This window comes from Pseudofrankia coriaricola, from assembly GCF_032027725.1.
GTDB lineage: Bacteria > Actinomycetota > Actinomycetes > Frankiales > Frankiaceae > Pseudofrankia.
In genome coordinates this window covers 81,513-107,994 of record NZ_JASNFO010000040.1, presented here as the reverse complement: position 1 = coordinate 107,994, position 26,482 = coordinate 81,513, and the positions used below count along the sequence as shown (strand labels likewise).

Below are 26,482 nucleotides of genomic sequence, written 5' to 3'. Positions count from 1 at the left end.
GGACAGCGCGGCGGCCCAGACGAGCGTGACGTGTGAGGCGGACGCGCATGAAGCCGGCGGTACTCGACGTGTGGGAAATTATCGATGCCGCTCGTGAGCGCATCATCCCCGGCGAGTTTCTGCTGGCCGCTTCGCTCTCCATTCAAGCAACGCGAGAGGATCGCAAGCTGTGGGGACTTTCACCGAGTACGACAATCATTTTCTGAACCATGTCGAGCTGCTGCACCGCTCTGGCGAAGGTCAGCTCGCGGCCCTGTTGTTCGAGACGCTGGGTTGCACCGTCCTGGATGTCACGAAGGAGTTCGGGGCGAGGTCGACGTACCTGGCTGTCTTTGCGGAGGCGAGCGAGCTCGATAGGCTCAACAACGTTCTGTACGTCTCCGAGATCGGCGAGTCGCAACTGCAGCTCGAGGACGTCCTCAGGCGCAGGATGCAGGCCGACGACGAGCTTCGCGTCGCGCTCGAGCAAAACGATCTGGTACGGAAGAAGCCTGGTCATGTCGCGCATTTCGGGCTGCGGTATCCGGACCTCGACGAGCTAAAGACGGTGCTCGACCGTCTCGAACACAAGCTTCCCGCCGAACTCGCCGGTCGCGTGACGGTGTACCCACCCTTTCCGGTCGGGCTCCGCTCGCTCGGTACCGAGGTCCACCAGGCGTTCCTCTACACGGATGTCATCGGTCCGGGTTTTTACCCGTTCGGGCAGCTCATTGAACTCCAGGCGCAGCAACCGCTGAAGGATTAGCGCCGCCAAGACCATCGACCTTGTCGCGGTGGCCGGCGACGCTCAGGCCCAGCTCTTCCGGGACTCGTCGCTGTGAAGGATCTGCCCGGTTAGGGTCTCGGCAGTCTGTTGGGTGAAACGGCCTGGACCTGCGTACCGACCGCACGTCGGTGCCGAGATGATCAAGCGGGCGCTTGAGGGGCCCTGATCTTCTGGCGGCGGTTCGCCTGAGTGTGGTGGGCGGGAGAGCGTCGGTCGGGCGTCAAGGCTCGAGCGCGGCATAGGACGGGTCGTTCCGGTCCTGGGATCCGGACACCGGCCGAGCGCGGCCAGCACCCGCCCCTCGGCCAGCACCGGTGGCTCCGCTGTGCGAGGCTGCCGAGGAAAGCCCCATCGCCGCCATCGGCGGGCGGTGCGGGCCGGAGCTCCCCGGCGTCCACCCCGGGGCGTGGCCGACCCCGATGCCGAGCAGAAACCGGTCACCGAGCGGCGGACAGCGACGCGTACGACGCGGCCCTCGGCCGGCGGGCGCATTGTCCTGTACTAGCTGGAAGCGCTCGGCTTCTGTGGCCGCGGTGAGTCGAGGCCGTTCGTTGAGGGTGGCAGGCGGATCGCCCGTGACGGTGACCTGCCGCTCAACACCTCTGGCGGACCAGCCGCTCCGGGTCATCAACCTGAAGGTCAAGGCGCGCTGCGTCGAGGCTGGTGCTGGTGCCGTCGAACGCGGCGCGCAGGTCGCGCCCCGCGCCACAACGGTGACCGGTCCGAGGAGTTTGTCTGGCCGCAGCGCGTCGCGGGTGGTCGCCCGGCGCAGCGACCCCGGTCGGCGGGCGCCCGGCGCGCCCCCGAAGCGTTCATGGACAGCTGCCCTGGGTGGCGATCGGCTCGTCGTGGGGTAACCGGACATCGCTCGCCAATGTATACACTGACCCTGGTACTGTATACAAGGCTCGGTGGAGTGTAAGAGGCGAGCCCGGGCGATCCCGCTCGGGCGGCGACAGCGGTGGCGGCCAACATCGACGCGACCTACGTCTCGCTGGGCTGGCGGCGTGTGGTCGTTGTGCGGTTCGAAGCCGTCAGTACGTCCGCGCGGGCACAGCGCAGACAGGAGGTCAACCGGTGACGTTCGTCGGCGAGTGGGCGGCGAGGGTCGAGGACCGGCGGCTGTTGACGGGGCGGGGAAGGTTCGTCGACGACCTGGTCGCGATGGTCGTGGCCGAGAGCCGGTACATAGCGGAGGATGGCTGCGACCTGGCCGAGGTCGACTACGACCCGCTGCCGGCGGTGACCGGGTACAACGCTGCCCTCGACAGCGATGCACCGGCCACCTGCGACGAGCTCGGCGACAACATTCTGGACGCGAGTCCGCCCATCACCCTGAGAGACGTCGGCGCCGCTTTCACGCAGGCAATGCCGGCATGGCAATCCCCTTGCCGCCACGTTCATGGACTACCTGCTTCCGACCGCTACCGAGATCCCAGACGTCGAAATCGAACACCTGCCCTCCGATAGCCTCGGCGACTTTGACTTCGACTTCCACGGCGTCGGCGAAGGCGGGGCACTCGCGACGGTGACCAACGCCGTCGCGGATGCGCTGTTGCCCCTGGGCGCCCGGGTCGACCAGCAACTACCCCAGCGACGATCCTCGCGCTGGCCGACCTCACCTCCTCCCGACGTTCGCCCACCAGATGGCTGAACGGACAAGGCAGGCCAGGCGGAACCGGGTCAACGGGGACCGGGATTACTGCTCCGGTGACGAAGGACACCGGCCCGAGGGGAGAAGGCGGGAACCACCGCCTTCTCCGTCGCCTAGCCGGGGCGCTTCAAGGGCGTTGTAATGGCGACGACAACGGTCGACGTCGTCCGCGATGTACCCGTCCTAGTGTGCGGCAGTCGAGGGTCCGCGACCGATCGCGTCGGCCGCGCCGGACTCTAGCCTCTTTTAGACAGTTGTGTAAGACGAGATCGCCATCCGCCAGGCAGGGTGTGTAGCTCGGCTGCCCGGCCAGATTCGATGTAAAGGACTGATGTGCATGGACAAGCTCGACGGACGCGGCGCGGTGGTTGTCGGGGGTGGCAGCGGGATCGGGCGCGGGATCGCCTTGGGTCTCGCCGGTGAGGGGATGCGGGTCCTCGTCGCCGACATCGACGCCGAGAATGCCGGGGCGGTACGCGACGAGATCGCCCGTAGCGGTGGCGACGCGCGTGCCGCACGCGTGGACGCGACCGATAGCGATTCGGTGGCGAAGCTCGCGACCGCGGCTGCGGATGATCTGGACCGCGTGCACGTGTTCGTGAACACGGTCGGCGTCCTCACCGACGCCGCGGTCACGACCTCCAGCGAGCAGGTGTGGGCGTGGTTCGTCGAGTTTCACCTCATGGCGGCCGTGCGCATGGTCGAGGCGTTCCTGCCGCTGCTGCGCGCGCACGACGACGGGGCACACATCGTCCTCACGTCGTCGATGGCCGGTATGGTGGCGCTGCCAGCGGAGCAGACCGGCGGCATGAACACCGGCGTGTACACCGTGTTGAAGCACGCCGTCGTGGGGTATGGCGACATGCTGCGGCACGATCTGACGCCCGAGGGTATCGGGGTATCGGTGCTCTGCCCCGGGGCGGTGGCGACCAGCCTGGTCTCGACCACCGCCCGGCACCGCCCGGAGCGCTTCGGCGGGCCGATGTCCGACCCGATGGCGGGCCGCACGCTGCCGCCCGGCATGATGCCGCCTGGCATGATGCCGATCGAGGCTCTGGGGCCGATTGTCGTGCGGGGCATCCGGGCGAACCGCCCATACATCTTCACCCATCCCGAGATGCAGGACGTGGTGCGCGCCCGCCAGCAGCAAGTACTGGACGACTTTGAGTTTTCTGCGGAGACGTGAGTCGCGTGGCAATGGTTCCCGCATCATTGGTTCGGATCGGGCGCACGGGTGTTCTGCATGACGTCAAAGGCGGTGCCGGTCTGGTCGACACGGACGAAGGTGTAGCAGAGGCTGGGCTTGCCGAAGCGGCTGAGGTCTGTGGTGCTGGGATGGCGGACGGGTGCGTCGAGGTCATCCGTCGCCGACGAAGCCACGCCGAGGATGGCATGCAGTGCGCCGGGTCCGACATCGATATCGGACCCGGCGGGACATCGGGTTGCCATCCCGATGGGCCGATCATGCGAGGTGACCGACGTGGCGGGGTGCGTCGTGTTCCTCATGTTGCAACTGTCGGCGTGTGTGAGCGGAAGGCCGTTGACCCCGACGGCGGTACCTGTGCCTCGTCTGGCTGGTTCAACCGGCCAGGCGACGGCTGGGCCAACTACGTGCCGTACGCCCTGCTGGACCGCCTTGAGGAGCGGTGACTTGAGCCGCCGAGTCGTCCACGTTGAAGGCAGCGGCATCCATCTCGACGCGGAGCCGGGCGAGACGATCATCGAGGCAGCGTGGCGCCTCGGCTACTACTGGCCGACCGTCTGCTGGGGCCAAGCCGAGTGCACAGCGTGCTACGTCAAGGTCATCGAGGGTGCGCACCAGCTCGGCCCCATCCCGCCTGACGAGCAGGACGCTCTCGACCACTGTTTGCCGCGCGCTGCCAAATATGGCCCAGGCGAGGCGCGCTTGGCGTGTCGCGCGGAAGTGCTCGGTGAGGTGACCGTGCAGAAGACCGGCGTACGGCCGAAGTGACCCACGGTTCCTTGACGAGCCCCGCGGCCACCACTCGTCACGGCACGCGGCCAGATCGGCCCGTCGCGCGTCCGGGGTAGCCCGGCGGAGCGCTCCCGTACCGCGATGGCGCCTCCCCTGGGAGGTCTACAACCTCATGGCGGAGGGCGGGTGGCTCGGCATCGCGATGCCCGAGGAGTTCGGCGGGGGAGGGCGTGGGATCACCGAGGCCGCGGTCGTCCCGAAGGAGGTGGCGGCGAGCGGTGCGGCCATGAACGGCTGCAGCGCCCTGCATATCAACATGTTCGGCCTGAACCCGGTGGCGCTCTTCGGCAACGACCGGCTCAGGTCGGAAGTTCCTCTCCAGGGCGGTGGCCGACCTGAACGTCGCGTTCGGCCTCACCGAGCCCGACGCCGGCACGGACACGTCACGCATCAGCACCCGGGCGGAGCCGGACGGGAAGGGCGGGTATGTCCTGGGGGGCCGCAAGGTCTGGACGTCCAAGGCGCTTGAGGCGCAGGTCGTGCTGCTGCTCGTTCGCACCGGCGGAGAGAGGTTTCAAGGGCCTGTCCCTAGTGCTGGCGGACCTCGATCCCGATTACGTCAAGATCCGCCGATCCCCAAGATAGGCCGCAACGCAGTCGCCCCGTGCGAAGTCGCCTAGGACGATCTCCCCGAGTTGCGGCCGGGTCGGCTCAGTGCTCGGAAGGCGCCGCCACGCCGAGCTCGGACGGCGATTGGGACCTCGATGGCGGTGTCACCTCATGCTGGGGCAGCTTCGCCATCGGCTTGGCGATGGTGGGGTCCTTGGCTGCCTCGATGATCAGCTGCTTGGTGCCGTGGTCGACCATCGCCGCGCTGAAGCGTGCCGCGTGGACCGTGTTGAAGGACTCCGTCTGCCAGTGCGCCTCGTTGATGAGGAAGACGTAGTAGCCGTAGGTCAGGTAGGCGGCGAAGTGGTGCATGGTCTCGTCCAGATCTGGGGGCTCGACGCCGTTGCGGCCCAGCTCGGCGAGATAGTGGCCCACCAGTGCCCTGTCCCAGCGCCGTCGGTCTGCGACGTCGAGCGAGCACGTGATCCAGTACGCGAGCTCCAGGTACGGCGGCTCCTTGCGCGGGGGCGCGTCGAAGAAGCCGGGGGTGCCGTCGGGCTCCTCGAAGACGTTGCCGAGGTGCATATCGCCGTGGACGATGCAGTTCGGCAGCACGTCGCCGAGGGCGGCGATGTAGTCCAACGCCAGCTTCGCCCACTCGAGGTCGTGGAACTCTTTGGAGCTCGCTGCACCTCGGGGCATGCCGACGAAGCGCTGGAAGATGTCCGGGTGGAGGTACCCCACCAGGTACATGTAGGTGCGGAACATCGCGGCGCCGTTGTTCGCGACCCCGACCCACCGGCCGTCGGGCTCGAACTGGGAGCTCGTGTCCCAACGAACGCCCGGCTCCAGCTCGGCGCTGTTCCAGGTGGCCGCGTGTAACTTGGCCAACGCGGACAACGTTTGCGCCACCTGGACGTAACGCAGGGGTTTGAGCCCGTTGCCGAAGGTCACCCCGCGCGGGACGAGATCCTCCATGATGATGATGGCCTGCTTGCGCTCGGCGTCGATGTCGGCGAAATAGCTCTTGGGTACGTTCAGCGGGAGTACCGGCCACACGTCGCGGTATGCCAGCGCTTCCATCGCGTACGTGCGGGCCCGGTCGCGGCTCCACGCCTCGAAGCCGCCCTTCAGGATGACGGTCTCGGGAACGCCGGCCTTGCGCCCCGCCTCGTCGACGTCGAGCCGGATCCGTACGACTGTCGTGAAGCCGTGCCGGACCGTGAGGATCTCGAAGTCCTTGACCGTGATGCCGGGGAAGCTCTTCGAAAGGGCGGTGGTCAGCCACGCCGCATCGATGTCCTCGATGTTCAGCGGAAGCTGGAACGTGGATTCGTCGAGCGTCACGCTCTGTGTCCTCCCCGATGTCGTCGCAGCGGGCTCCCAGCTGCGCAAATGAAACGAGACGGTAGCGTTTCAAACCTAGGTCGCCGTGGTCGCAGCGTCAAGGCGGCCCGCCTTGCCCGCGTCGAGCCCCTGGAGCCCGCTAGGTGACCTCCGAGCGACGATGCGCCCGGGCCGTGGCACCGTTCCCGCTGCCGGATCGCGACGCCACGCCGGCAAGCACGGTGTCGACGACGGGCGCGATGTCGGCCCGCCGCACCCGGGACTGGCCGACGACGCGCCGGTAGATGAACGGCGACATCAGGAGGTCGGTGACCAGCTCGATGTCGAGCTCCGCCGGCAACTCACCCCGGCCGATGGCGCGGCCGATCACCAACGCGTACGCCGAACGCTTTGTTCGGATCATCTCGCTCTGGAGCACCGCGAGCTCCGGGTCCCGGGCAGCTGCGTCGACGAATGAGGAGAAGACTCGGCCGCTGCTGGGATTGCTCAGGTAGTCGACGAGTTGCTCGAGCAGACCGATCAAGTCGCCGCGAACGGATCCAGTGTCAGGCTCGACGGACGGCCGCTGCAGGCTCCAGAGCGCGGCGTGGATCAGCTGGGCGCGCGACCCCCAGTGGCGGTAGATCGTCGCCTTGCTGACGCCGGACACGGCAGCGACCGCTTCCACGTTCAGGCCATCGACCCCCCGCTCGGCGATGAGGTCGACCGTGGCGGCCAGGACCGGGTCCTGCGGCGTGCGTTCACGCGGCGACACGGGCTCAGGCCTCGGAGGTGTGGGTTGTCAGGACCATGTGTGAGACGATACCGTCTCGTTTCACGAGGATGTCGGCAGCGGGGCATTGGGCCAGTCGGGGAGGAATCGTGCCGCACGGGCAGCAGCGAGCGAACGAGTACGCGGATGTCCTGCAAGGCGTGCGCCGGGTGGCTGCGGAGGCGGCTCGGCGTGCCGCTGAGATCGACGAGATGCGATCGTTCCCACAGGACCTGTTTGATGAGTTGGAAGCCACGGGAGTATTTAAGTCGCTCACCCCGAAGGCGCACGGCGGGCTCGAGCTGTCGCTCGGCCAGGCGAACCACCTCATTGTCGAAGGGGCGCGGGCCAACGGCTCCCTCGGCTGGCTGCTGATGATCGGGCTGTCGCAGGGGATCGGTCTTGGGATGTTCCCCGAGAAGACGGTAGTCAAGCTGCTCGAGGAGTTCTCCGACCTGCGCACGCGAGGTGTCTTCGCTCCGAAGGGCACAGCCGTCCCGACCGACGGGGGCTACGTCGTGACGGGCCAGTGGCCCTTCGCCAGCGGCGGGCCCAACCCCCACTTCGTGGGCGGCAACTGCGTCGTCATGCGCGATGGCAAACCCAGCATCCTGCCCGACGGTGCGCCGGAGCTGGTCATCGCCATGATGCCGGCAAGCGCAGTCGAGCCGCTCGACACGTGGCACGTGCTCGGGATGCGGGGCAGCGACAGCCATGACTACGCGGCCAGGGAGGTCTTCGTCCCCGAAGAGATGACCATCAACATCGTCACCGCGGCGAGCTTCTTCGACACGCCGCCCGCCCGCCTGCCGATCCGGGTGGCGCTGGCCACCCAGCACTGCGCGGTCGCACTCGGGCTCGCCCAGGGAGCGCTCGACGAGCTCACCGAGCTGGCCAAGACGAAGAAGGCAGCCATGAACCCGAGCGCGGTCCTCGCGGCCGACCCGGTGTTCCGTCACACGCTCGGCGAGCAGGCGCTCCGCTTCACCAGCGTCATGGCGATGTTGGACCAGGTGACCGCGGAACTCGAACGGGCCGGGGCCGAGGAGCGCGAGTTCACGCCGGAGGAGACCTTGATCGGGCGGACGATGGCGGCTTATATCACCGCCGAGTGCGTGAAGATCGTCGACGTAGCTTACACGTACGCGGGCAGCACATCGGTCTACAACACGTCGTCACTGCAGAGACGCCTCCGCGACATCCACGTCGCGACGCAGCACGTCGCCGCCACCCCGGAGGGCTACCGGGTGCTCGGCGCGGCCCTCGTCGGCGAGAAGCTCTCGCCGACGGAGCTGTTCTGAGCGCCGGCTGTCACCGATGAAGCCACAGCTCACCATCCCGGTGTTCACGCTCGCTCCGGACGACCCCGGGACCTGGCAGCCGATGCTCGATCGGGTGCGCGCCGCCGATCGGGCCGGCGTCGATCGGGTGATCCTCACCGGCGAGCACGTCGTCTTCGGCGAGAACCTCGGGGCCTACACCCGCCCTGAGCTGGGCGGTAGAGCGGGCGGGAAGCAGATCACCGGGCCGGACGGCCACTACCTCGAGCCCATCGTCACCATGGCCATGTTCTGCGGCATGACCTCACGGATCCGGTTCGCCAGCAACATCCTGCTCGCGGCGCTCCGCCGCCCGATCGTGCTCGCCAAGTCCGCCGCCACGTTGGACGTGCTGTCCGGCGGGCGGCTCGACCTCGGCGTCGGCGTGGGATGGCAACGGGAGGAGTACGGGGCCGCCGGGCTCGACTTCGGCACGCGCGGGCGGCTGCTCGACCACACGCTCGAGGTGTGCCAGCTGCTGTGGAGCGAACAGCGCGCGAGCTACTCATCACCCGAGTTGTCGTTCGAGAACATCCACATGATGCCCAAGCCCGTGGACCCGAACGGTGTCCCTATCTGGATCAGCGGCACGGTCACCCCTCCTGCGATGCGGCGGCTCGCGCGGTTCGGGACAGGGTGGATCCCGTGGGGCGACGCCGCTGGTGGGATCGACGCCCTCCTCGAGGCAATCCCGAAGATGCGCGACGCGGTGGCCGCCTTCGGGCGAGATCCCGCGGAGCTGCAGGTCGCCGGGACGCTTCCCACGGTGGCAGACAAGGACGGAACGCCGGCGATCGAACCGACGATGGAGGGCGTGGCTGCGCTGGTCGAGGCGGGTGTCACGGACCTCCGCGTCCAGCTTCCCGTTCCCGACGGCGCGAAGGCCGCCGAGGAGTACCTCGCGGAATGGGTGGCGGGGTTCCGCGCGGCCACGGCGTAGGCCGTTCCCAATCGTGCTGAGCAGGAGGTAATTGTGCGCAAGCTCGTTGCCGGTGTCGATGCATCCGGCCGTTCGTACCTCGTCGAGGAGGAGACGCTGAAGCTCCTCCCAGTTCCCGACAGCCCAGGGTTTTCCGCAGCAGTCGCGGGTGCCACGGCGTCGTCGCCCCCGCCACCACGTCCGCAGGGCCAGGGCCTCATGGTCGATCTCGGGGTCGGGCCCGGACTTGTGGTGTGGATGGTCGTAGAGTATGCACCCGATCTCGTCTTCCCGATCCACCACACCGACACCGTCGACTTCGACATGCTCGTCGAGGGCAGTCTCTCGCTCGTCCTCGACGACGGCGAGCATCCCCTCGAACCCGGAGACGTACTAGTCGTCAACGGCGTCGATCACGGGTGGAAAGCGGGGCCCGAGGGCGCCAAGCTCAGCGTGCTGTCGCTCGGCTCTCCGCCTCCCGGGTAGCAGAGAGGATGCGCGCCGTCATGTGAAATGCGCGCCGTGGCAGGTCGCGAGCTGGCGAGCACCGGCTTCTCCATTGGCTCCGGGGCTACCGCTGGTCAACTTAGCTCCCGGGCCACCCGCGGGCCAAGCTCTATCTTTTCTTTTTGATCGTTTGCAATATTGACACGACGATCGTCGAGATCGCGGAGGGAGAGTTGTCATGGGAGTGGCCACGCTGTCTACGGACGTGCAGCGTCGGATCTACAGGCTAATGGCGCGCATGAAGGCCGTGGATGATCGCCTCACCAAAGGTATCCTCAGCGGGGAGTTCATCGCGATCTACTTCTCGCACCGCGGGCAGGAAGGTGTCGCGGCCGCGCTGGGGGCGGCGCTGCGCGAAACCGACCAACTCGTGACGACCTACCGCGGCGCCCACGACCACATCGGAAAGGGCATCCCGCTCGTCGACCTCTTCGCCGAAATCATGGGCAAGGAGATCGCGCCTGCCAAGGGCAAGTCCGGCACCATGCACATCGCGTCGCCGGAGACGGGCGTCATGCTCTCCACCGGCATGGTCGGTTCGGGCATCCCGGTGGCCGTCGGCCTTGCTCTGGCCGCGCAGCTGGACGGGAGCGACCGAGTAGTGGCGGTGAGTTTTGGCGACGGTGCCACTAACACCGGCGCCTTCCACGAGGCCGCCAACATGGCGGCGCTCTGGAACCTGCCGCTGGTCATGGTCTGCCAGAACAACCTCTACGCCGAGAAGACGCCCACCGACCACACTATGAAGATCAAGAAGATCTCGGCACGGGCCACGGCCTACGACATCGTCGGGGTCACGGTGAACGGCAATGACCCCGACGAGACCTACGCGGCCATGAGCGAAGCCGTCGAGCGGGCTCGCTCCGGTGGCGGGCCTACGCTGGTCGAGGCCCTTACGTTCCGCTTGCGCGGTCATGCTATCGGTGACGACATGGTGTACATCCCCAAGGAGCAGCTGGCGGAGGCCGAGAAGAACGACCCGTACCCGGCCTATCGCCAGAGGCTCATCTCGAGCGGTGCATTCAGCGAGGACGAGCTCGCCGCCATCGAAGCCGAGGCCACGGCTGCCGTGAACGCCGCCGTCAAGACCGTCGCGGCTGCCGAATTCCCGGCGGTGGAGACGCTGATGGAGCACGTGTACGCCAATCCCGAGAAGGCACCGGCCTGAGTCGGTGCTGGGCCGCAGTAGATCGAGAATGGAGGACCAGGTGCAAGAACAAGAGATGACGATGCTCGGGGCCATCAATCTCGGCCTCGACCAGGCTCTCGCCAAGGACGGCAAGGTTTTGCTGTTGGGGGAGGACATCGCCGATCCCGCGGGCGGCATCATCGGCGTCACCAAGGGCTTATCGACGAAGTACGGCGCCGACCGGGTGCGTGATACGCCGATCTCGGAGGCCGCGATCCTCGGCGCCGCGGTCGGCGCCGCTCTTGCCGGCTACCGCCCGGTCGCCGAGATCATGTTCGTGGACCTGATGCCGATCGCCATCGACCAGCTGCTGAACCACGCCGCGAAGATGCGGTTCATGACGGCGGGCCGGCTGACGCAGCCGCTCACGGTCCGCACGGCGACGCTCGGCGGGATGGGGATGGGTAACGGCGCGACGCACAACCAGACGCTCGAAGCATGGTTCATGCACATCCCGGGCCTGAAGGTCGTGATGCCGTCCAACGCGGCTGACGCCAAGGGGCTCCTCACCACCGCCATCTTCGACGACGACCCGGTGCTGTTCATCGAGACGGGAGCGTTGTACGGGGCGCGCTCGAGCGTGCCGCTCGGCGAGGTCGCCATCCCGTTCGGCCAGGCGAACGTCGTCCGGCCCGGCGAGGACGTCACGATCATCAGCTACGGGCTGGGCCTCACGCAGGCGGTGGCCGCGGCCGAGGCACTGGTGGCCGAGGGCATCAGTGCCGAGGTGATCGACCTCCGGACGCTGCTGCCGGTCGACTTTCCGACGGTGCTCGAGTCCGTGGCCAAGACCCGCCGGGCGGTGGTCGTGCATTACGCCACGCGGTTTGCCGGCCCCGGCGCTGAGATCGCGGCCGCCATCCAGGAGGAGCTCTTCGGCCAGCTCGCGGCACCGGTGGTGCGGATCGGCGCCCGGTTCACGCCGGTACCGCAGGCCCCGACCATCGAGGCCGCGGCCTACCCGAACGTCTCCGACGTCACCGATGCCGTCCGGCGCGTGATGAAGGGTGTTCGAGAGGTCGTCAGCTGATGGCCGAGTTCCCGATCCGCATCCCGAAGGTCGCCATGACCATCACCGAGGCGACGCTGCTCGAACACGTCGTCGGGGAGGGAGCGACTGTCAACGAGGGCGAACCGCTGTTCCTGATCGCGACGGACAAGGTCGAGACCGAGGTCGCCTCGCCGACCTCGGGAGTCGTCCACTGGAAGTCGGAACCCGACAAGACCTACGACGTGGGCGCGCAGATCGGCTTCATCCAGACCGCGGACTAGCGGACGCACGGCGAACCGTCCTTGACCGAATTGTTGACGAGGCAAACGGGGAGGTTGCAATGGTGCAGGTACTCGCCCAGGAGACCGGGGTCGATACATCGGAGGTGCCGTTCGCCGTCACCGACCGGGCGAAGGTCCCGCGGGAGCGTTACTACGACAAGGCGTTCTTCGACCTGGAGAACGAGAAACTCTGGCCGCGCGTCTGGCAGATGGCCTGCCGGCTCGAGGAGATCCCGAACGTCGGCGACTACACGGAGTACTGGGTCGCCAGGTACTCGGTGATTGTGGTGCGGACGAGCCCGACCGAGATCAAGGCGTATCAGAACGCGTGCCGCCACCGGGCCACGCAGCTGGCCGTCGGGCGCGGCTCGTTCCGCGGTGGCCAGATCGTCTGCCCGTTCCACGGCTGGCGTTGGAACCTGGACGGCACGCCGTCGCTCCCGCTCTACGGCGCGCAGGGGTTCGAGCCCCGCTGTCTCGATGAGGACGACCTCAGGCTCATCGAGTGCCAGGTCGACACCTGGGCCGGCTGCGTGTGGATCAACATGGACCGCGACGCGCCGCCGCTTCAGCACGCCATGCGCCCGCTGCCGGAGTTCCTCGATCCGCTCCGGATCGGCGACATGCGGGTCCACTGGTGGAAGAGCATCCGCCTGAATTGCAACTGGAAGATCGCCATCGAGGCGTTTATGGAGGGGTGGCACGTCATGAGCACCCATCCGCAGCTCACGATGGGCGCCGGAGAGGCGTTCCCGGCCGACTTCCTCGACATCCAGCACTCCTATGAGAACGGTCATGCCAGCCTCGAGGAGGGCCACGACAAGGAGGTCGCCGAAGGCCTCGGGCTCACGGCGCAGGCCGAGGTGGAGAAGACCCTCGGCTTCCTGCGCCTGACGTGCGATCAGCTGCAGGCCATGGTCCTGCCCAAGGACGTGCAGGTGGTCGAGTCGCTGCGCAACATCGACTGCGCGCCGGAGGAGTTCTCCGGGAGGATGATTCAGGCGATGTACGCGTGGAACACGGGGGCGGGCATCAAGCTCCCCGACCCAGAGCCCGAGATCCTCGCCCGCTGGGGCAGCCAATGGTTCATCTTCCCGAACTTCATGTTCCACCCGTTGTTCGGGAACAGCATCTCGTACCGGGCCCGTCCCGACGGCGACGACCCGGAGCACTGCTTGTTCGAAGTGTGGTCACTCACGCTGTTCCCCGAAGGCCAGGAGCCCGGAAAGCCGACGTTCGATGGCGAGTTCGCCAAGGACGACGAGGCGTGGCCACGGATCCCACGGCAGGACTTCAGCAACATGGAGCGCCAGCAGATCGGCCTGCACCAACCCGGCTTCACGACCATGCGCCTCGCCAAGAAGTTCGAGGACGGCATCGCCAACTTCCACGCGTACCTCGACACGTACCTGGCTCGCTGAACGGCTGCGCTCGACCCGAGCACAACGTCGAGGTGCTCACGGGGCTTGGGCTGACCACAGATGAGATCGACTCCCTCGTCGAGGAGGGGGGGCCGATCGGCGATCGGCCTTCCTGAGGATGACCGGTCCGTGTGGCCCGACCGGGCGGGACGAGCCGGCCGACCTGCGCCTCGCCCCGCCCACCGCCGTAGCCGCACACCTGCCACCGCATCGACGACGAGAAAGAACGGCGTCATGGAATCCAGACTCGGGTCGGCGCGGCGGGAGGCGACATGATCGACCTAGATCAGCTGACGCCGGACGGCGAGCAGCTTCGGCATGCGTTCGGGTGCTTCCCGTCCGGTGTGGCGGCGGTGTGCGCGATGGCCGACGGGGTGCCGCTCGGCATGGCAGTGAGCTCCTTCACCTCCGTGTCCCTGGTCCCGCCGTTGGTGTCGGTCTGCATGCAGGACACCTCCACCACATGGCCGAGACTCCGGCGGTGCGCGCGGCTTGGCCTGAGTGTGTTGGCCGAGGATCATGACGCCGTCTGCCGGGCTCTCGCTCGGAAGGACGCAGACCGGTTCGTGGAGATCGACTGGACGGCCGGGCTGAGCGGAAGCGTCTTCGTGCACGGCGCGAGCGCCTGGTTCGACTGCTCGCTCCATCAGGAAGTGCCCGCTGGCGACCACGCGATCGCCCTGCTTCGGATCCACGGACTGCGCTCGGAGCCGGACATCTCTCCGCTGGTCTTTCACGGTAGCCGCTTCCGCCGGCTAGCCGCGATGTGACTCCACCGCCCGGAGCCGAGCAGATCGCAGGACAGGAGACAGGTGGATCCGATCGGTTTGCCGCAACCAGTCGGCCCGACGCTTCCGTCAAGGCCGAACGCATCACAGGACCCGGTGCGCCGGTAAGTGCCGCCAACGAGTCGGTGAGCCGCAACGCGGCGGCTCATCCTCGACACCGCCGAGCGCATGGTCGTCGAGCAAGGTGTCCCGGTCCTCGTCGTCAGGACCGACGGGTCTGGTTCCAGGGCACGTCCCTGTCGACGCGCGGCTCGCCCGGAAGCCCGAGGAGCCGCTCGCCGATGATGTACCGCATTATTGCGTAATCGCTGGTCAGGCTGACTGGCGCGGGGCGAGGAGTGCCCGGGCGTTGTCATGCATGATCTTGCGGACGCCGTCCTCGTCGAAGGTATCGAGGTAATCCGCGAATGACGCCGGCTCCGCCAACCCGTCGGTGTGCGGATAGTCCGAGCCGAACAAGATGCGGTCCACACCGATGGTGTCGGCCAGGCCGGGGATGTCCTCGTCCTCGAACGGCGTCACCCAGAAGTGCTTCTTGAACGTCTCGATCGGGTGCTCGTCAAGGTCGCCCTGGCCGAATTGCTCGAGATCGCGCAGCAGGTCGGGAAGCCAGGCGCAGCCCAGCTCGATGGTGGCGAGGCGCAACGTGGGGAACCGCTCGAAGAGCTTGCCGTAGATGAGCGCGGTGATGGTGGCGTGGGTCGATCGGTCGGGTCCGGCGATGATGCGGTGCAGCGGCGGGATGTTGCGGGCCGGGATGTTGACGTTCCCCCAGCCCCAGACCTTGGCCATCTCCCACCGGTAGCTGTCGTCGGCGGCGTGCCAGACGACCACCACGTCCGCCTCGGCAACGGCCGCCCAGAACCGGTTGTAGATCTGGTCCGCGGGCGAGCGACCGGCGACGGGACCCGTCCGCACCATCACCGCCGGTGCCCCCCGGGACACGACGAACTCGAGCTCCTCGATGGCGCGGAACGGGTCGAGCAGGGACACGAGCGGGACGCCGTAGATGCGGTCCTGGTAGTTGAACCCCCAGTCATCGTCCAGCCAGCGGTTGAAGGCGTGCAGGTTCGCGTAGGTTGCCTCGACGTCGTCGGCCAGGAGCGCCTCGACGCTGACGGCGAACGTTGGGAAGAAGAAGCTCGCCTCGAGACCCTGCTCGTCCATGCGGGCCAAGCGGGCGTCGCGGTTGCGATACTCGGCGCGGGCAGGCTCGAGGTCCGACCGCTTCTGGGCGGCCACGCCGGCCTCACCCTGCTTGAGGCCGCCCGGCTTGCCGACCAGGTTGAAGGTGTGGTCGGCCCCCACGAAGCGGTTCATGCGGTCGCCGAATACGAGCCGGCGCGCGCCGTCCTCCATCCGCACCCATCGCGGCGCCTTGTGGGTGATCCGCTTGTCGGGGTACCGCAGGAAGGCGTCCTCGGGCTCGTAGTAGTGGTTGTCGGCGTCGAACAGGCGGTAGCCGAGCGTCGTCGGTTCCTGCTTCGGATCGGTCATCGTGTCCACCCGAATCTTCCATTAGTTTTAAAGTATTACCATAGGACAGCAGCGTGTACCAGTCAGGACGCTGCGAACGTGACTGGGAGTCTCGATCGGGTGACGCGGCGACACGCGGGTGAGAGCGGGGGCCTACCTACCGAAGCGAACGGCGCGGGGATCGACGCGCTCGTCTGGGTCGACGCCTTCCCGGTAGATGCGCTGGATCTCGGCGTGAGTCGTCATGGCCGCGGCCACGCCGGCCTCGTCTCCTGCGGCGACTAGCTCGGTGATGCCCTCGTGCACTTCGACGGCCGCCAACCGCCCGTGCACCTTCGGGTACTTGCCGTGCCACACCGTCGAGGTCACCCATGTGCGCATGTCGGCGTGCCAGATCGACGCGAGTGCCCGAGTGAGGAGCCGCAGCGTGTCGTTGTCGCATCGCCGTACCAACGTCGTGTGGAACTCCAGCATGGCGTCGTTGAACGTGAGCTCGTCGCCATCGGCGAGGTTCCGCGCTTTGGCGTTGATGGCCCGTAGCTCGCGGACGACGGTCGACTCGCGATCCGAGCGTCGGGCGCACGCCATGCCGCACAAGCGCTCGAGCATGGCGAGCGCCTCGGCCACGTCGCCCTTGCTGGTGCCCCCGCTGCGCAGCACCAGGGCGATGGTGTATGCGGCCATCCGGGCGTTGGGGCGGTGCACTACGGCACCGCCGATGCTGCCACGTTGGACCTCGATGAGGCCTTCGGCTTCGAGGACGCGGAGCGCCTCTCGCATCGAGGGGCCACTCACGCGGAACTGGTCTAGGAGCGCGTCGAGCGGAGGTAGCCGCTCGCCGTCCTTGAGCTCGCCTTCGAGCACGAGTTCCCGGATGCGATCGGCCACGACGTCTGCGAGCCGCGGGAGGTGGACCTGGCCGTCGCCGACTCGACGCTGCTTCGACGTCTCCTCGGGCTCCATGGACATGAAGATTACAAGGGTTTGATGTCATGGCGAACGACCCTCGGCCGACCGGCGATCGCGTGCGACGGGCGCGCGCTGTCGGGGTGTTGCAATACTTGTAATATATACTAGTATTTCGGTTGGTTCGTCGCAGCAGCACACGAGAGGACTGGGAGATGACCACCGCCGAGGAGGCGCTCGACACCAGCGACGTCGACAAGCACATCGGCGAGGAGGTCGGGGGTGGCCAGCTGAAGGAGCCGATCGCGCTCATCGACGTGCGCCGCTGGGTGCAGGCGATGAACTACCCGAACGCGCGGCACTTCGACGAAGAGGCGGCGGCACGGTCGCCGTTCGGCGAGATCGTCGCGCCGCAATCCTTCACGGTGTGCTGCGATGTCGGCCACGGTGCGGTGCCGGCGGTCGTCGGCAGGATCCCGAACTCGCACGTCATCTTCGGTGGCGACGAGTTCTGGTTCTACGGCCCGCACATTCGCCCCGGCGACCTCGTCCGCGTGAGGCGCCGGTTCGACGGCTACTCGATCGCCGAGACCAAGTTCGCCGGGCCGACGATGTTCTCGCGGGGCGACACGACCTACCTCAACCAGCGCAAGGAGGCGATCGCGAAGCAGCGGTCGACCATGGTGCGTTACCTGCCGGAACTGGCGCGCAAGCGCGGCTACTACGACCGGGACGCGGCGGACGCGCCCACGTGGACCGACGCCCAGCTGCAGGAGCTCGAGCGGCAGCAAGTCGAGTGGGCGCGGTCGGGCATGGGGGGCGAGGGGCCGAGCCAGGTGGAGGTCGGCGACATGCTGCCCGTCCGCCCGATCGGCCCGCACACCTCGGCGCAGTTCGTCACGGAGTACCGCACGTTCATGTTCACAGTGTGGGGCAGCCACTACATAGAGGGCCACTACTACGGCAACGACGCCGGGTTCCTCCCGGACCTGCTCGGTGCCGAGGGTGACGGTTCGGACCCTTCGATGACGATCGGCCTCGATCGTGGTCCGGCGAGTGGTCACACCAACGTGGGGAAGGCGAAACTGGTCGGGCTCCCACGCGCCTACGGCTACGGCAGCTCGATCGGGGCGTGGGTCCTCGACTACGTCGCCTACTGGGCAGGTGACAGCGGGTTCATCCGCCACGCGAAGGTGGACTACCGGTACCCGACCTTCGAGGGTGACCTGGCGATCGTCCACGGTGTGGTGCAGGAGCACCGGTGGGAGCCGGCGCTCGGCGTGCACCTCGCCAAGGTGGGGATCACGATGACGAACCAGGACGACGTGCTGCTGGCCAAGGCGTTCGTCGACGTGCAACTGCCGCCGGCATGACCTCGAGCGGCGTCATCACCTTCACCGGTCCCGATCCGGCCACCGAGCCCGGGATCGGGGCGCTCACCTTCGGGGGGTTCCTCGACGAGCTCGTCGCGAGGTTCGGCGAACGACCCGCGCTCGTGTCCTCACCGTCGGGTGGTCGTCGCGTCGAGTGGACCTATGGAGAGCTGCGCGAGCGGGCACGGGAGGTGGCAAAGGCGCTCGTGGCCGTCGGTGTCGACCGCGCGACTCGCGTCGGCGTGCTGATGGCGAATCGGCCGGAGTGGATCGCCGCGGTGTGGGGCGCGGCGATGGCCGGAGGCGTGGCGGTCCCGTTCAACACCTTCGTCGAGCAGCGCGAGCTCGATCATCTGCTCCGCCACTCCGACGTGTCGGTCGTCATCGCACAGACAGAGTTCCTCCGGCACCGGTTCGTCGACGACATCCTCGAGCTGTGCCCGGAGGCCCGCACCGCGGCGCCCGGGGGTATTCGCTCGGCGGACTACCCGTTCCTCCGCCGCGTTGTGCGTCTCGACGGGGAGCCGACCGGGGCGTTGCAGGGGTGGGACACGTTCGTGGCGGCGGGTGCCGACGTACCCGACTCGGTGCTCGACGGGATCATCGCCGAGACGAGGCCGATCGAGGACGGCGTCATCATCTACTCCTCGGGGACGACGTCGTTCCCGAAGGGCGTGCTGCACCGGCACCGAGGGCCGATGCTCCAGTGCTGGCGGCACGCGCACCGGGAGCAGTACACGACCGACGACCGCGTGTACTGCGGGCTGCCCTTGTTCTGGACCGCCGGGTTCGCGGCCGTGCTCGGGGGAACGCTCGGATCCGGCGCGTGCCTCGTGCTCCCGCCGTATTTCGATGCCGACGACGCCCTTCGGCTGATCGAGGAGGAGCGTGTCACGGTCGCGCAGATCGTGGGGGCGCACGATGTGCAATTGCAGGCGGCCTACCAGCGGTTACCGCGGGACATCTCGTCGATACGGCGAGACGTGCACCGGATCACCGGCGAGCCGGCGCCCGGTGGCGCGCCGCGCCCGGCCAACCAGGCCAGCTACGGCAGCAGCGAGACATTCACGAGCATCACCGCTATCCCCTACGACGCGCCGATCGTGCAGCGACACACCTACGGACGGCTGACCGCGGGGTCGAGCATCCGGGTCATCGACCCCGAGACGGGCGAGACGCATGGCGTCGGCGAGGAGGGCGAGATCATCCTCAAGGGCCCCAGCCTTATGCGGGGCTACGTCAAGGTCCCGCCGGAGGACCTCTTCGACGCCGAGGGATTCTTCCACACGAGCGACCTCGGCTGGTTCGACGAGGACGGTCTCCTCCACTACACGGGGAGGCTGAGCAACATGATCAAGACGAGCGGGGCCAACGTGGCGCCGCTCGAGGTCGAGGGAGTCCTGCTCGGCCACCCCGACATCGCTCGAGCCGTCGTGGCCGGCGTGCCCGATGCGATCGCCGGTGAGATCGTCGTGGCCTGCGTTGTGACGCATGCTGGCGCAACGCTCACCGAGGATGACGTCCGCCAATGCCTGCGCGGGTCGCTCTCCAGCTTCAAGATCCCGCGCCGGATCCTGTTCTTCTCATCCGTCGACGACCTGCCGCGGACGAGCAGCGAGAAGTTCAACCTTCCCGCTGTGCGTGCCCTGGCCATCGAGCTGTTGGCCGCCGAGGGCTGACTGCCCCGATCCGTCCCTCGAGGAGGAACCATGTCCGACGTCGTTCCCATCGGTTCGTTGCCGCCGGTCGGCGAGGTGCCCGAGCGGATGCTCGCTCAGCTGATTCGAACGGAGCGCCTCGGCGATCCCCGTTCCGCGTTCCAGATCGAAGAGGTGCCGGTGCCGCGCCCTGGGCCGGGCGAAGTGCTCATCGGTGTCATGGCTGCGGGCGTGAACTTCAACAACGTGTGGGCGGCGAGGGGCGTGCCCATCAACGTGATCGCACTGCGCCAGAAGGCGGGCGAGCCGTATGACTTCCACATCGGTGGAAGTGACGCATCGGGCATCGTGTACGCGGTCGGCGAGGGTGTCGAGGACATCGCGGTCGGCGACCATGTGGTGACGCATCCCGGGTCGTGGGATCTGAACGACCCGTGGGTGAAGGCGGGTAAGGATCCGATGCTGGCACCGTCGGCCAAGATCTGGGGATACGACACCAACTTCGGCTCGTTCGCCCAGTTCGCGCTTGTCCAGGCCCATCAAGTCATGCCCAAGGCGCAGCATCTGAGCTGGGAGGAGGCGGCGGCGCCGAGCCTCGTCGGCACCACTGCATACCGGATGCTCTACGGGTTCGCCAGCAACACGCTGACCGAAGACGACGTGGTACTCGTCTGGGGCGGCTCTGGTGGACTCGGTGGGCAGGCGATCCAGCTCGTCAAGCACGCCGGCGCCCGGGCAGTTGCGGTGGTGTCCGACGCTGAGCGGGGCGAGTACTGCCGCAAGCTCGGCGCGGTCGGCTACCTCAACCGCACGGAGTTCGACCACTGGGGCGTCGAGCCGCACTGGGAGGACGCCGAGGGCCAGAAGAAGTGGACGACCGGCGTTCGCAAGTTCGGGAAGACGTTCTGGGACGTGCTCGGTGAACGCCGCAACCCGACCATCGTGTACGAACACCCGGGCGAGTCCACGATGGCCACGAGCATCTTCGTGTGCGAGCCCGGTGGCATGGTCGTGATCTGCGCCGGCACCACGGGCTACTCCCCGGTCGTCGACCTCCGCTTCCTGTGGACGCGGCAGAAGCGGCTCCAGGGCTCGCACGGCACCAACGACCAGCAGGCCTACGCGTACAACGACTTGGTACGGGCCGGTGCCATCGACCCCTGCCTTGGCGACACCATCCGGTTCGAGCAACTCGGCGAGGCGCACCACAAGATGGGCGAGGGCGAGAACGTCTTCGGCAGCAAGGTTGCCCTCGTCGGAGCGGCCGAGCCAGGCCAGGGCCGCACCGCGGCTCGCTGACCGGCGGAGAGAGGCGAGTAGCGATGATCGTACCTGGCGATCTCTTCGAAATCGGCTTGATCGTTCCCGACATCGAGACGTCAATCGAGCAGTTCCACAAGGCGTTCGGCTACACGTTCGCCGTCGTCGTCGACGGCGTGCTCCCGACGCGCGACGCCGACGGCGACACGGTGCCGCCGATGCGGATCGCCGTTTCGCGCGAGGTGTCGCCGCAGATCGAGCTGTTGGAGGCGGTGCCGGGAACTCACCTCGTCGCGCCGGCCGGCACGGGCCTGCACCACCTGGGCTACTACGTCGACGACCTGCAGGCGGCCTCGGACGCGCTGGCGGCTCTCGGTATCCCGTTCGCGCGCGGTGGCTTCCACGAGGACGTCTTCCCGGCGAGCTGGGTATACCACGAGATGGCGGACGGCACCGTGATCGAGCTCGTCGACCGGCAGTCGGCGCCGGCGCGCGCGATGCTCACCGTGGGACAGATCCCAGATTCGCCGATGATCGAGGGTGCCACACCGCTGGACGACGGGTGGAGACCCGCTAGTCACTGAGCCCGCCGATGGTGCGGACCGGCGGCGAGATACCGCCGGTCCGACGGTCAGCGGGCGAGGTGGGTGTCGAGGTGGGCGTGCATGTTGGCGATGCCGTCCTCGTACTCGCTCGCGAGCCGGAGCGCGTTGAAGCCGGGTGTGCGCAGGCCCCGCTGCTGCCGCTCGATGTTGCTGAAGTCCTGGCGGGGGATGAGGGGCCAGGCCTCGGAGTCGGCGGCGTGCACGCCGCCGAAGGTCGGCTTTCCAGGCTCCTCGCCCTTCGGGTAGCCGGTGACCGAGAAGAGCTCGAAGAAGCAGTGCTCGGGGTCGGTGCTGTCGGGCCGGCTGCGGTAGACGAGCGCGTTCCCGAACTGGGGCAGCATGAAGTAGTTGGGGAACATGAAGTGCACGCCGCCCCAGCGCGTCCACGCCTCGGAGGGCGGTGGGAACGGCGTGCCGGCCGCGACGTTCCACTTGTAGAGCGCCTCGATCATCTTTATCGAGAACTGGCCGGGTTCGTAGTCAATGGTGCGAAGGCTCTCCAGGACGTGCATGTCCTTGTCGAGGCACATGGCGTTGAGCCCCTCGCAGAGCAGGCGCAGCGACTCGATCACCGCCTCCCGCTCCCCGAGGCCGGTCGAGATGCCCCCCTGCGCGGCCACGTCCGAACCGCCGGACCTGCCCTGCAGGTGCATGTGGCCGTTTGGGTGTGAGTAGTAGGCGACCTTGTCGGACGAGTAGCCGTCGTTGGCGCCCAGGGTCAGCTGCGGGTGGGTTCGCATGACGTGCCAGGCCTCCAGGAACGCCTCCTGGGCCATCTTCCAGTTGGCATTCAGGCGTACGGCCTTCCACCAGTGCACCCGCATGTCGGCGACGCCGAGCGGGTCGAGCAGGCTCGGCATCGGGTCAAGGGCTTCCAGCAGCGGCGGGGCGTTGCGGTCCATGTTGATCCACACGCAGCCACCCCAGGTGTCGGCCTGGCACTCGATCAGCGCGAGGTCGTCGGGATCGAGAACGCGCTCCTCGAAGCCCTGTCGGCCGTAGAGCGGCAACGACGGTGTGCCGTCGAGGTTCCAGCGCCACCCGTGAAAGGGGCAGACGATCTGGCCGCCACGGAAGCTGCCGCAGCCCACCGCGAGCTGCGTGGCCCGATGCCTGCACGCGTTCTGGTATGCCTTGATCTCGGTCGGGCTGGTGCGCACGACGACCACCGAGTAGGGGCCCACCGAGTACTCGGCATAGTCGCCGACGCCGGGGATCTCCTCGAGCCGACAGGCCATCTGCCAGGCGTGCGGCCAGAGCTTCTCGTTCTCCAGGTCGAAGAACGCCTTGTCGTAGTAGCGCTCACGTGGGATGAACGCGCGATCGGTGATCGCGAATGGAACCTTCGAGGTGTCGATGTCCTGGTCAGTCGCCAGCACTTGCGTCATGAGACCTCCACCGTCGCGCCCCGATCGGTCGACCACCGCGCCAGATGCTGATAATAATAGATCATTGTAATATATGGTACCGATCCACGGTGCGAGGGGAGTGCGGTGGACGTCGAGGTGACGCAGGAAGAGCGCATGCTCAGGGACGCGACGAGGGCGTTTCTCGAGTCCCGCTCGCCATTGCCGCGGGTGCGGGAGGTGGCGTCCACCGCGTCGGGTTTCGACCCGAAGCTGTGGGAGGAAGCGGCGTCGCTCGGGTGGCTCGGCATGCTCGTGCCGGAGGTGCACGGGGGCGCCGGCATGAGCGGTGACGGCGTGGTCGCGGCGGCGATCGTGGCCGAGGAGCTGGGCCGGATGTTGCACCCTGGGCCATTCCTCGCCGTCAATGTGGTGGCCGATGCCGTCACCCGTGTCGGGTCGGAGGCGCAGCGGGAGGCGCTGCTGCCGTCGCTCGTCGACGGAACCGCCGTGGCGACGTGGGCCGTCGCGGACGGGCCGGGATGCTGGGACGAGCGCGACGTGCGCACCGTCGCGACCTCGCGCGGGGACGGCTACGTCATCTCCGGCACGAAGCGGTGGGTGCAGGATGGCCAGAACGCCACCCACCTGCTGGTGACGTGCCGGCGCGACGACGGCGGCACGATCCAGCTCCTCGTGCCGACCGACGCCCCGGGCGTCATCGTCACACCGCTGGAGACGATGGACCTCGGGCGCCGCCTCGCCGACATCCGGTTCGCCGACGTCGAGGTGAGCGCCGGCGCCGTGCTGGGCCAGCGACGCGACGCGGCCGTGGATGTCGCCCGCCAGTCGCGCCTGGCGATCGCGCTGCAGTGCGCGGAGTCGGTCGGGGCGACGGCACGCATGCTCGACAAGACCGCGGCGTACGCCAAGGAGCGGATCGCCTTCGGGCGGCCGATCGGTTCGTTCCAGGCCGTGAAGCATCGCCTCGCCGAGGCGGTGACGTTCCTGGAGGCAGCGCAGGCTGCCACGTGGGCAGCGGTGCGGGCAGTGGCGACCGACGCCGCCGATGTGGTGCGCGTGGTACACGTGGCGAAGGTGTTCGTCGGGACTCGGTGCCCGCACGTCGTCGAGGCGTGCATGCAGGTACACGGCGGCATCGCGATGACATGGGAGGACGACTCGCACCTCTTCCTCAGGCGGGTGCAGTCGAACCGGATGCTGTACGGCCCGCCGGCGTGGCACGCCGACCGGTTGTGCGATGTGGTGGGGGTCGCGAGCTGATGCCGGTGGATCCAACGGACGTCGATCTCGATCATTTCCGGCACCGGGCCGGGTTTGGCTCGCCGAACACGCGCCGCGAGCGCTCACTCATACGCAGCAGGAGCCCGAGTACTGGGTCGAGGCGCGTGCGTTCCAACGACTGCGGCGCGAGGCGGGGTTCGCCGGTATCACCTGGGACGAGCGCCACGGGCGCCAAGGGTTCACGCTCGAGCACCAGATGGCGTTCAACGACGAAGCCGAACGTGCCGCCGTCGGACGGACTCCAGATCACCCTCGCGATCCTCGGGATGACGTTCGTCAACGCCGCCTGGCTAGGTCGCGACGGCCCCACCAGCTCCTTCTCGGCTGTTGGTTGTGTACACCGCCAAAGTTGTATACACTGCTGCCCGGGTTGGTATCACAAACAAGGTGGTATCTGATGACCCGCCATCGGTTCGGACATCGGTCCGCCGAAGCGCCGCGGGCGGTGCCGGGCGCCTTGTTGGGATCAGAGCCAGTCTCCCTGTTTCGGAGTGTGGGAGGCTGGAGACAACGCCGCAGATCTGTTGGGAAAGGACGAGAATATGGCGACGGTTGCCGAGCCGAAGCTCACCACTGGCGAAACGAGTCTCTATATCGATGGTGAACTGCGAGGCGCCGCCGGGGGCCGTACCTATGACAATATTAGCCCTTGGACCGGAGAGATCGTAGGCAAGGCCGCCGATGCATCTGCCGAGGATGTCAGCGATGCCATCTCGGCTGCCCGCCGGGCCTTTGACACCACCGATTGGTCAACCGATCATGCCAAGCGCCTGGAACTGGTGACGAAACTCTACGATCTGTTCTGCGCAAATACGGACCGCTTGATTCAGCTTGCCCGCGACGAAGCTGGATCGACCATCTTCATGGCCAAATATATCCAGACCCTCCAGGCACTTGCGGGCTACAAGGACCTCATCGACGCGTTCGCCAAGGTGAACTGGATGGAAGATCGCGGCAAGCGTGGCCCGGAAGGACGCATCAGCCACCGCATCAAGGTGCGCGAGGCGGCAGGTGTGGTTGGTGCAATCACGCCGTTCAACGTCCCCTTCTACGTCAACATCGAAAAGACCGTTTCGGCCTTGCTGGCGGGCTGCACGGTCGTGCTGAAGCCCGCCCCCGACACGCCTGCTCTCGGGGCGATCTGGGGCGAGATGGCCATCGAGGCGGGCTTTCCGGCTGGCGTGTTGAACGTCGTGACTGGCAGCGATCCTGCCTTGGGCGAACTGCTGGTCATTGATCCCCGCGTCGATCTCATCACCTTCACCGGCTCTTCGGCGGTCGGAAAGCGGATCATGGAAAAGGGGGCATCGACGCTGAAGCGTGTGCTTCTCGAACTCGGCGGGAAGTCCGCTAAGATCATCCTTGACGACGCGGAGGATTTCACACACGAGGTGGCTTCGTCCGTCCTTGTGGGCCATTCGGGCCAGGGCTGTACGACACGCACGCGTTTGCTTGTGCCCAGGAACCGCTATGCCGAAGCGATCGAAGTCCTGAAATCGACCTATGCGGCCTATGACGGCAAATGGGGCCATTACGAAGACCCCCAGGATCTCATGGGCCCGGTCATCTCGCGGCGGCAGATGGAACGCATCAAGGCGCATATCGATATCGGCATACAGGAGGGCGCGACGCTGATCGCCGGCGGACGGATCAGTGCGGCGAAGCGGGGTTTCTTCATCGAGCCCACATGCTTTGCCGATGTGACCAACGACATGACTATCGCGCGAGAGGAGATCTTCGGACCTGTCCTTGTCGTCATACCTTACGAGGATGAGGATGACGCTGTGCGCATCGCCAATGACAGCGAATACGGGCTTTCGGGTGAGGTATCGTCCGGAAATATCGAGCGCGCGATCAAGCTCGCCGCTCGGTTCCGCAGCGGTACAGTCGGCATCAATGGCGGCCGCTACGTCGATGGGGACATTCCCTTCGGCGGTTACAAGTCGAGCGGCCTCGGCCGCGCTTGGGGTGTCGAAGGCATCGAGGAATATACCGAGACGAAGATCGTCGCTTATATGGTGCCCGGCGCACCTATCGGCGCCTGAGTCAGTAACTCCATTTTCCGGTCAAGAAGG

The 26,482-nt window shown here is 67.3% G+C and carries 27 protein-coding genes and 2 pseudogenes; 22 read left to right on the top strand and 7 right to left on the bottom strand.

What is annotated here, in order from left to right:
• The first annotated feature begins 47 nt into the window (after positions 1–47).
• The 5 genes and pseudogenes from QOZ89_RS22070 (at position 48) to QOZ89_RS22050 (ending at position 3,606) form a co-directional block, all read left to right on the top strand.
• The gene (locus tag QOZ89_RS22070) at positions 48–206 is read left to right on the top strand and encodes a hypothetical protein (RefSeq protein ID WP_312624919.1); all 159 of its coding nucleotides are present in this window, start codon (positions 48–50) and stop codon (positions 204–206) included.
• Positions 170–745: a hypothetical protein gene (locus QOZ89_RS22065; protein WP_312624917.1), complete on the top strand. Its 576-nt coding sequence runs from the start codon at positions 170–172 to the stop codon at positions 743–745. The genes QOZ89_RS22070 and QOZ89_RS22065 overlap by 37 nt, the downstream gene beginning before the upstream one ends.
• Positions 746–1,271: 526 nt before the next feature.
• A pseudogene (locus QOZ89_RS22060) lies at positions 1,272–1,391 on the top strand (thiolase C-terminal domain-containing protein); the annotation flags it as partial.
• A gap of 452 nt (positions 1,392–1,843) precedes the next feature.
• Positions 1,844–2,236: a hypothetical protein gene (locus QOZ89_RS22055; RefSeq protein ID WP_312624915.1), complete on the top strand. Its 393-nt coding sequence runs from the start codon at positions 1,844–1,846 to the stop codon at positions 2,234–2,236.
• Positions 2,237–2,757: 521 nt separating this feature from the next.
• Complete coding sequence (locus QOZ89_RS22050; RefSeq protein WP_071053822.1) at positions 2,758–3,606, top strand: SDR family NAD(P)-dependent oxidoreductase; 849 nt, start codon at positions 2,758–2,760, stop codon at positions 3,604–3,606.
• A 23-nt stretch (positions 3,607–3,629) separates the two neighbouring features.
• Here QOZ89_RS22050 and QOZ89_RS22045 read toward each other — a convergent pair whose 3' ends face one another.
• Positions 3,630–3,926 carry a hypothetical protein gene (locus tag QOZ89_RS22045; protein ID WP_071053823.1) on the bottom strand — a complete coding sequence of 99 codons (297 nt, stop codon included), beginning with the start codon at positions 3,924–3,926 and terminating at the stop codon, positions 3,630–3,632.
• A gap of 145 nt (positions 3,927–4,071) precedes the next feature.
• On the opposite strand from QOZ89_RS22045, the gene QOZ89_RS22040 reads away from it, so the two are divergent.
• The 3 genes and pseudogenes from QOZ89_RS22040 (at position 4,072) to QOZ89_RS47490 (ending at position 5,036) form a co-directional block, all read left to right on the top strand.
• Positions 4,072–4,392 carry a 2Fe-2S iron-sulfur cluster-binding protein gene (locus tag QOZ89_RS22040; protein WP_071053824.1) on the top strand — a complete coding sequence of 107 codons (321 nt, stop codon included), beginning with the start codon at positions 4,072–4,074 and terminating at the stop codon, positions 4,390–4,392.
• A gap of 121 nt (positions 4,393–4,513) precedes the next feature.
• A pseudogene (locus tag QOZ89_RS48315) lies at positions 4,514–4,711 on the top strand (acyl-CoA dehydrogenase family protein); the annotation flags it as partial.
• A 31-nt stretch (positions 4,712–4,742) separates the two neighbouring features.
• Positions 4,743–5,036, top strand: a complete 294-nt coding sequence (locus tag QOZ89_RS47490) for an acyl-CoA dehydrogenase family protein (RefSeq protein ID WP_491723668.1) — start codon at positions 4,743–4,745, stop codon at positions 5,034–5,036.
• A 31-nt stretch (positions 5,037–5,067) separates the two neighbouring features.
• On the opposite strand, the gene QOZ89_RS22035 is transcribed toward QOZ89_RS47490, so the two are convergent.
• Complete coding sequence (locus QOZ89_RS22035; RefSeq protein WP_312624910.1) at positions 5,068–6,312, bottom strand: protein kinase family protein; 1,245 nt, start codon at positions 6,310–6,312, stop codon at positions 5,068–5,070.
• Between the two features lie 139 nt (positions 6,313–6,451).
• A complete protein-coding gene (locus tag QOZ89_RS22030; protein ID WP_312624908.1) occupies positions 6,452–7,066 on the bottom strand; it encodes a TetR/AcrR family transcriptional regulator in 615 nt (204 codons plus the stop codon).
• 107 nt (positions 7,067–7,173) lie between these two features.
• On the opposite strand from QOZ89_RS22030, the gene QOZ89_RS22025 reads away from it, so the two are divergent.
• From QOZ89_RS22025 to QOZ89_RS21990, 8 genes are all read left to right on the top strand, one after another.
• On the top strand, positions 7,174–8,364 hold the full coding sequence (locus tag QOZ89_RS22025) for an acyl-CoA dehydrogenase family protein (RefSeq protein ID WP_312624906.1): 1,191 nt from the start codon (positions 7,174–7,176) through the stop codon (positions 8,362–8,364).
• Positions 8,365–8,380: 16 nt separating this feature from the next.
• Positions 8,381–9,322: a TIGR03619 family F420-dependent LLM class oxidoreductase gene (locus QOZ89_RS22020; protein WP_071053829.1), complete on the top strand. Its 942-nt coding sequence runs from the start codon at positions 8,381–8,383 to the stop codon at positions 9,320–9,322.
• A 33-nt stretch (positions 9,323–9,355) separates the two neighbouring features.
• Positions 9,356–9,787, top strand: coding sequence for a cupin domain-containing protein (locus QOZ89_RS22015; protein ID WP_071053830.1), 432 nt, complete (start codon positions 9,356–9,358; stop codon positions 9,785–9,787).
• A 199-nt stretch (positions 9,788–9,986) separates the two neighbouring features.
• The gene (locus QOZ89_RS22010) at positions 9,987–10,976 is read left to right on the top strand and encodes a thiamine pyrophosphate-dependent dehydrogenase E1 component subunit alpha (RefSeq protein WP_071053831.1); all 990 of its coding nucleotides are present in this window, start codon (positions 9,987–9,989) and stop codon (positions 10,974–10,976) included.
• A gap of 55 nt (positions 10,977–11,031) precedes the next feature.
• Positions 11,032–12,027 (top strand): alpha-ketoacid dehydrogenase subunit beta, encoded by a 996-nt coding sequence (locus QOZ89_RS22005; RefSeq protein WP_083419987.1) that lies wholly within the window; start codon positions 11,032–11,034, stop codon positions 12,025–12,027.
• Positions 12,027–12,269: a lipoyl domain-containing protein gene (locus QOZ89_RS22000; RefSeq protein ID WP_071053833.1), complete on the top strand. Its 243-nt coding sequence runs from the start codon at positions 12,027–12,029 to the stop codon at positions 12,267–12,269. Before QOZ89_RS22005 ends, QOZ89_RS22000 begins: the two co-directional genes overlap by 1 nt.
• Before the next feature lie 59 nt (positions 12,270–12,328).
• Positions 12,329–13,690 carry an aromatic ring-hydroxylating oxygenase subunit alpha gene (locus QOZ89_RS21995; protein WP_071053834.1) on the top strand — a complete coding sequence of 454 codons (1,362 nt, stop codon included), beginning with the start codon at positions 12,329–12,331 and terminating at the stop codon, positions 13,688–13,690.
• A 272-nt stretch (positions 13,691–13,962) separates the two neighbouring features.
• Positions 13,963–14,460 (top strand): flavin reductase family protein, encoded by a 498-nt coding sequence (locus QOZ89_RS21990; protein WP_071053835.1) that lies wholly within the window; start codon positions 13,963–13,965, stop codon positions 14,458–14,460.
• Positions 14,461–14,790: 330 nt separating this feature from the next.
• Here QOZ89_RS21990 and QOZ89_RS21985 read toward each other — a convergent pair whose 3' ends face one another.
• Together QOZ89_RS21985 and QOZ89_RS21980 are read right to left on the bottom strand one after the other, a co-directional pair.
• On the bottom strand, positions 14,791–15,975 hold the full coding sequence (locus tag QOZ89_RS21985) for an amidohydrolase family protein (RefSeq protein WP_071053910.1): 1,185 nt from the start codon (positions 15,973–15,975) through the stop codon (positions 14,791–14,793).
• Between the two features lie 132 nt (positions 15,976–16,107).
• On the bottom strand, positions 16,108–16,923 hold the full coding sequence (locus QOZ89_RS21980; RefSeq protein ID WP_312624896.1) for a FadR/GntR family transcriptional regulator: 816 nt from the start codon (positions 16,921–16,923) through the stop codon (positions 16,108–16,110).
• Positions 16,924–17,075: 152 nt separating this feature from the next.
• Between QOZ89_RS21980 and QOZ89_RS21975 the strand changes: the two genes are divergently transcribed.
• The 4 genes from QOZ89_RS21975 to QOZ89_RS21960 are packed head-to-tail and all read left to right on the top strand — an operon-like array spanning position 17,076 to position 21,735.
• A complete protein-coding gene (locus QOZ89_RS21975; RefSeq protein ID WP_071053837.1) occupies positions 17,076–18,233 on the top strand; it encodes an FAS1-like dehydratase domain-containing protein in 1,158 nt (385 codons plus the stop codon).
• Entirely contained in the window at positions 18,230–19,912 is a 1,683-nt protein-coding gene (locus tag QOZ89_RS21970) for a class I adenylate-forming enzyme family protein (protein WP_071053838.1), read from the top strand. Before QOZ89_RS21975 ends, QOZ89_RS21970 begins: the two co-directional genes overlap by 4 nt.
• Positions 19,913–19,942: 30 nt before the next feature.
• Positions 19,943–21,190 carry a crotonyl-CoA carboxylase/reductase gene (gene ccrA, locus QOZ89_RS21965; protein ID WP_312624895.1) on the top strand — a complete coding sequence of 416 codons (1,248 nt, stop codon included), beginning with the start codon at positions 19,943–19,945 and terminating at the stop codon, positions 21,188–21,190.
• A 23-nt stretch (positions 21,191–21,213) separates the two neighbouring features.
• Positions 21,214–21,735 (top strand): VOC family protein, encoded by a 522-nt coding sequence (locus tag QOZ89_RS21960; RefSeq protein WP_071053840.1) that lies wholly within the window; start codon positions 21,214–21,216, stop codon positions 21,733–21,735.
• A 47-nt stretch (positions 21,736–21,782) separates the two neighbouring features.
• On the opposite strand, the gene QOZ89_RS21955 is transcribed toward QOZ89_RS21960, so the two are convergent.
• The gene (locus QOZ89_RS21955) at positions 21,783–23,144 is read right to left on the bottom strand and encodes an aromatic ring-hydroxylating oxygenase subunit alpha (protein WP_312624894.1); all 1,362 of its coding nucleotides are present in this window, start codon (positions 23,142–23,144) and stop codon (positions 21,783–21,785) included.
• 105 nt (positions 23,145–23,249) lie between these two features.
• Here QOZ89_RS21955 and QOZ89_RS21950 point away from each other — a divergent pair, with 105 nt between their 5' ends.
• The gene (locus QOZ89_RS21950) at positions 23,250–24,386 is read left to right on the top strand and encodes an acyl-CoA dehydrogenase family protein (RefSeq protein ID WP_083419989.1); all 1,137 of its coding nucleotides are present in this window, start codon (positions 23,250–23,252) and stop codon (positions 24,384–24,386) included.
• Positions 24,387–24,417: 31 nt separating this feature from the next.
• Here the strand turns inward: QOZ89_RS21950 and QOZ89_RS21945 are convergent, their stop codons facing one another.
• Entirely contained in the window at positions 24,418–24,657 is a 240-nt protein-coding gene (locus tag QOZ89_RS21945) for a hypothetical protein (RefSeq protein ID WP_131804219.1), read from the bottom strand.
• Between the two features lie 292 nt (positions 24,658–24,949).
• Here QOZ89_RS21945 and QOZ89_RS21940 point away from each other — a divergent pair, with 292 nt between their 5' ends.
• Positions 24,950–26,452 carry an aldehyde dehydrogenase family protein gene (locus QOZ89_RS21940; protein ID WP_312624891.1) on the top strand — a complete coding sequence of 501 codons (1,503 nt, stop codon included), beginning with the start codon at positions 24,950–24,952 and terminating at the stop codon, positions 26,450–26,452.
• Positions 26,453–26,482: the final 30 nt, after the last annotated feature.

Coding starts and splice junctions, on each gene's coding strand:
- QOZ89_RS22070 (WP_312624919.1), top strand. CDS start 48: ATGAAGCCGGCGGTACTCGACGTGTGGGAAATTATCGATGCCGCTCGT.
- QOZ89_RS22050 (WP_071053822.1), top strand. CDS start 2,758: ATGGACAAGCTCGACGGACGCGGCGCGGTGGTTGTCGGGGGTGGCAGC.
- QOZ89_RS22045 (WP_071053823.1), bottom strand. CDS start 3,926: ATGAGGAACACGACGCACCCCGCCACGTCGGTCACCTCGCATGATCGG.
- QOZ89_RS22020 (WP_071053829.1), top strand. CDS start 8,381: ATGAAGCCACAGCTCACCATCCCGGTGTTCACGCTCGCTCCGGACGAC.
- QOZ89_RS22010 (WP_071053831.1), top strand. CDS start 9,987: ATGGGAGTGGCCACGCTGTCTACGGACGTGCAGCGTCGGATCTACAGG.
- QOZ89_RS22005 (WP_083419987.1), top strand. CDS start 11,032: ATGACGATGCTCGGGGCCATCAATCTCGGCCTCGACCAGGCTCTCGCC.
- QOZ89_RS22000 (WP_071053833.1), top strand. CDS start 12,027: ATGGCCGAGTTCCCGATCCGCATCCCGAAGGTCGCCATGACCATCACC.
- QOZ89_RS21995 (WP_071053834.1), top strand. CDS start 12,329: ATGGTGCAGGTACTCGCCCAGGAGACCGGGGTCGATACATCGGAGGTG.
- QOZ89_RS21990 (WP_071053835.1), top strand. CDS start 13,963: ATGATCGACCTAGATCAGCTGACGCCGGACGGCGAGCAGCTTCGGCAT.
- QOZ89_RS21985 (WP_071053910.1), bottom strand. CDS start 15,975: ATGACCGATCCGAAGCAGGAACCGACGACGCTCGGCTACCGCCTGTTC.
- QOZ89_RS21980 (WP_312624896.1), bottom strand. CDS start 16,923: ATGTCCATGGAGCCCGAGGAGACGTCGAAGCAGCGTCGAGTCGGCGAC.
- QOZ89_RS21975 (WP_071053837.1), top strand. CDS start 17,076: ATGACCACCGCCGAGGAGGCGCTCGACACCAGCGACGTCGACAAGCAC.
- QOZ89_RS21970 (WP_071053838.1), top strand. CDS start 18,230: ATGACCTCGAGCGGCGTCATCACCTTCACCGGTCCCGATCCGGCCACC.
- ccrA (WP_312624895.1), top strand. CDS start 19,943: ATGTCCGACGTCGTTCCCATCGGTTCGTTGCCGCCGGTCGGCGAGGTG.
- QOZ89_RS21960 (WP_071053840.1), top strand. CDS start 21,214: ATGATCGTACCTGGCGATCTCTTCGAAATCGGCTTGATCGTTCCCGAC.
- QOZ89_RS21955 (WP_312624894.1), bottom strand. CDS start 23,144: ATGACGCAAGTGCTGGCGACTGACCAGGACATCGACACCTCGAAGGTT.
- QOZ89_RS21940 (WP_312624891.1), top strand. CDS start 24,950: ATGGCGACGGTTGCCGAGCCGAAGCTCACCACTGGCGAAACGAGTCTC.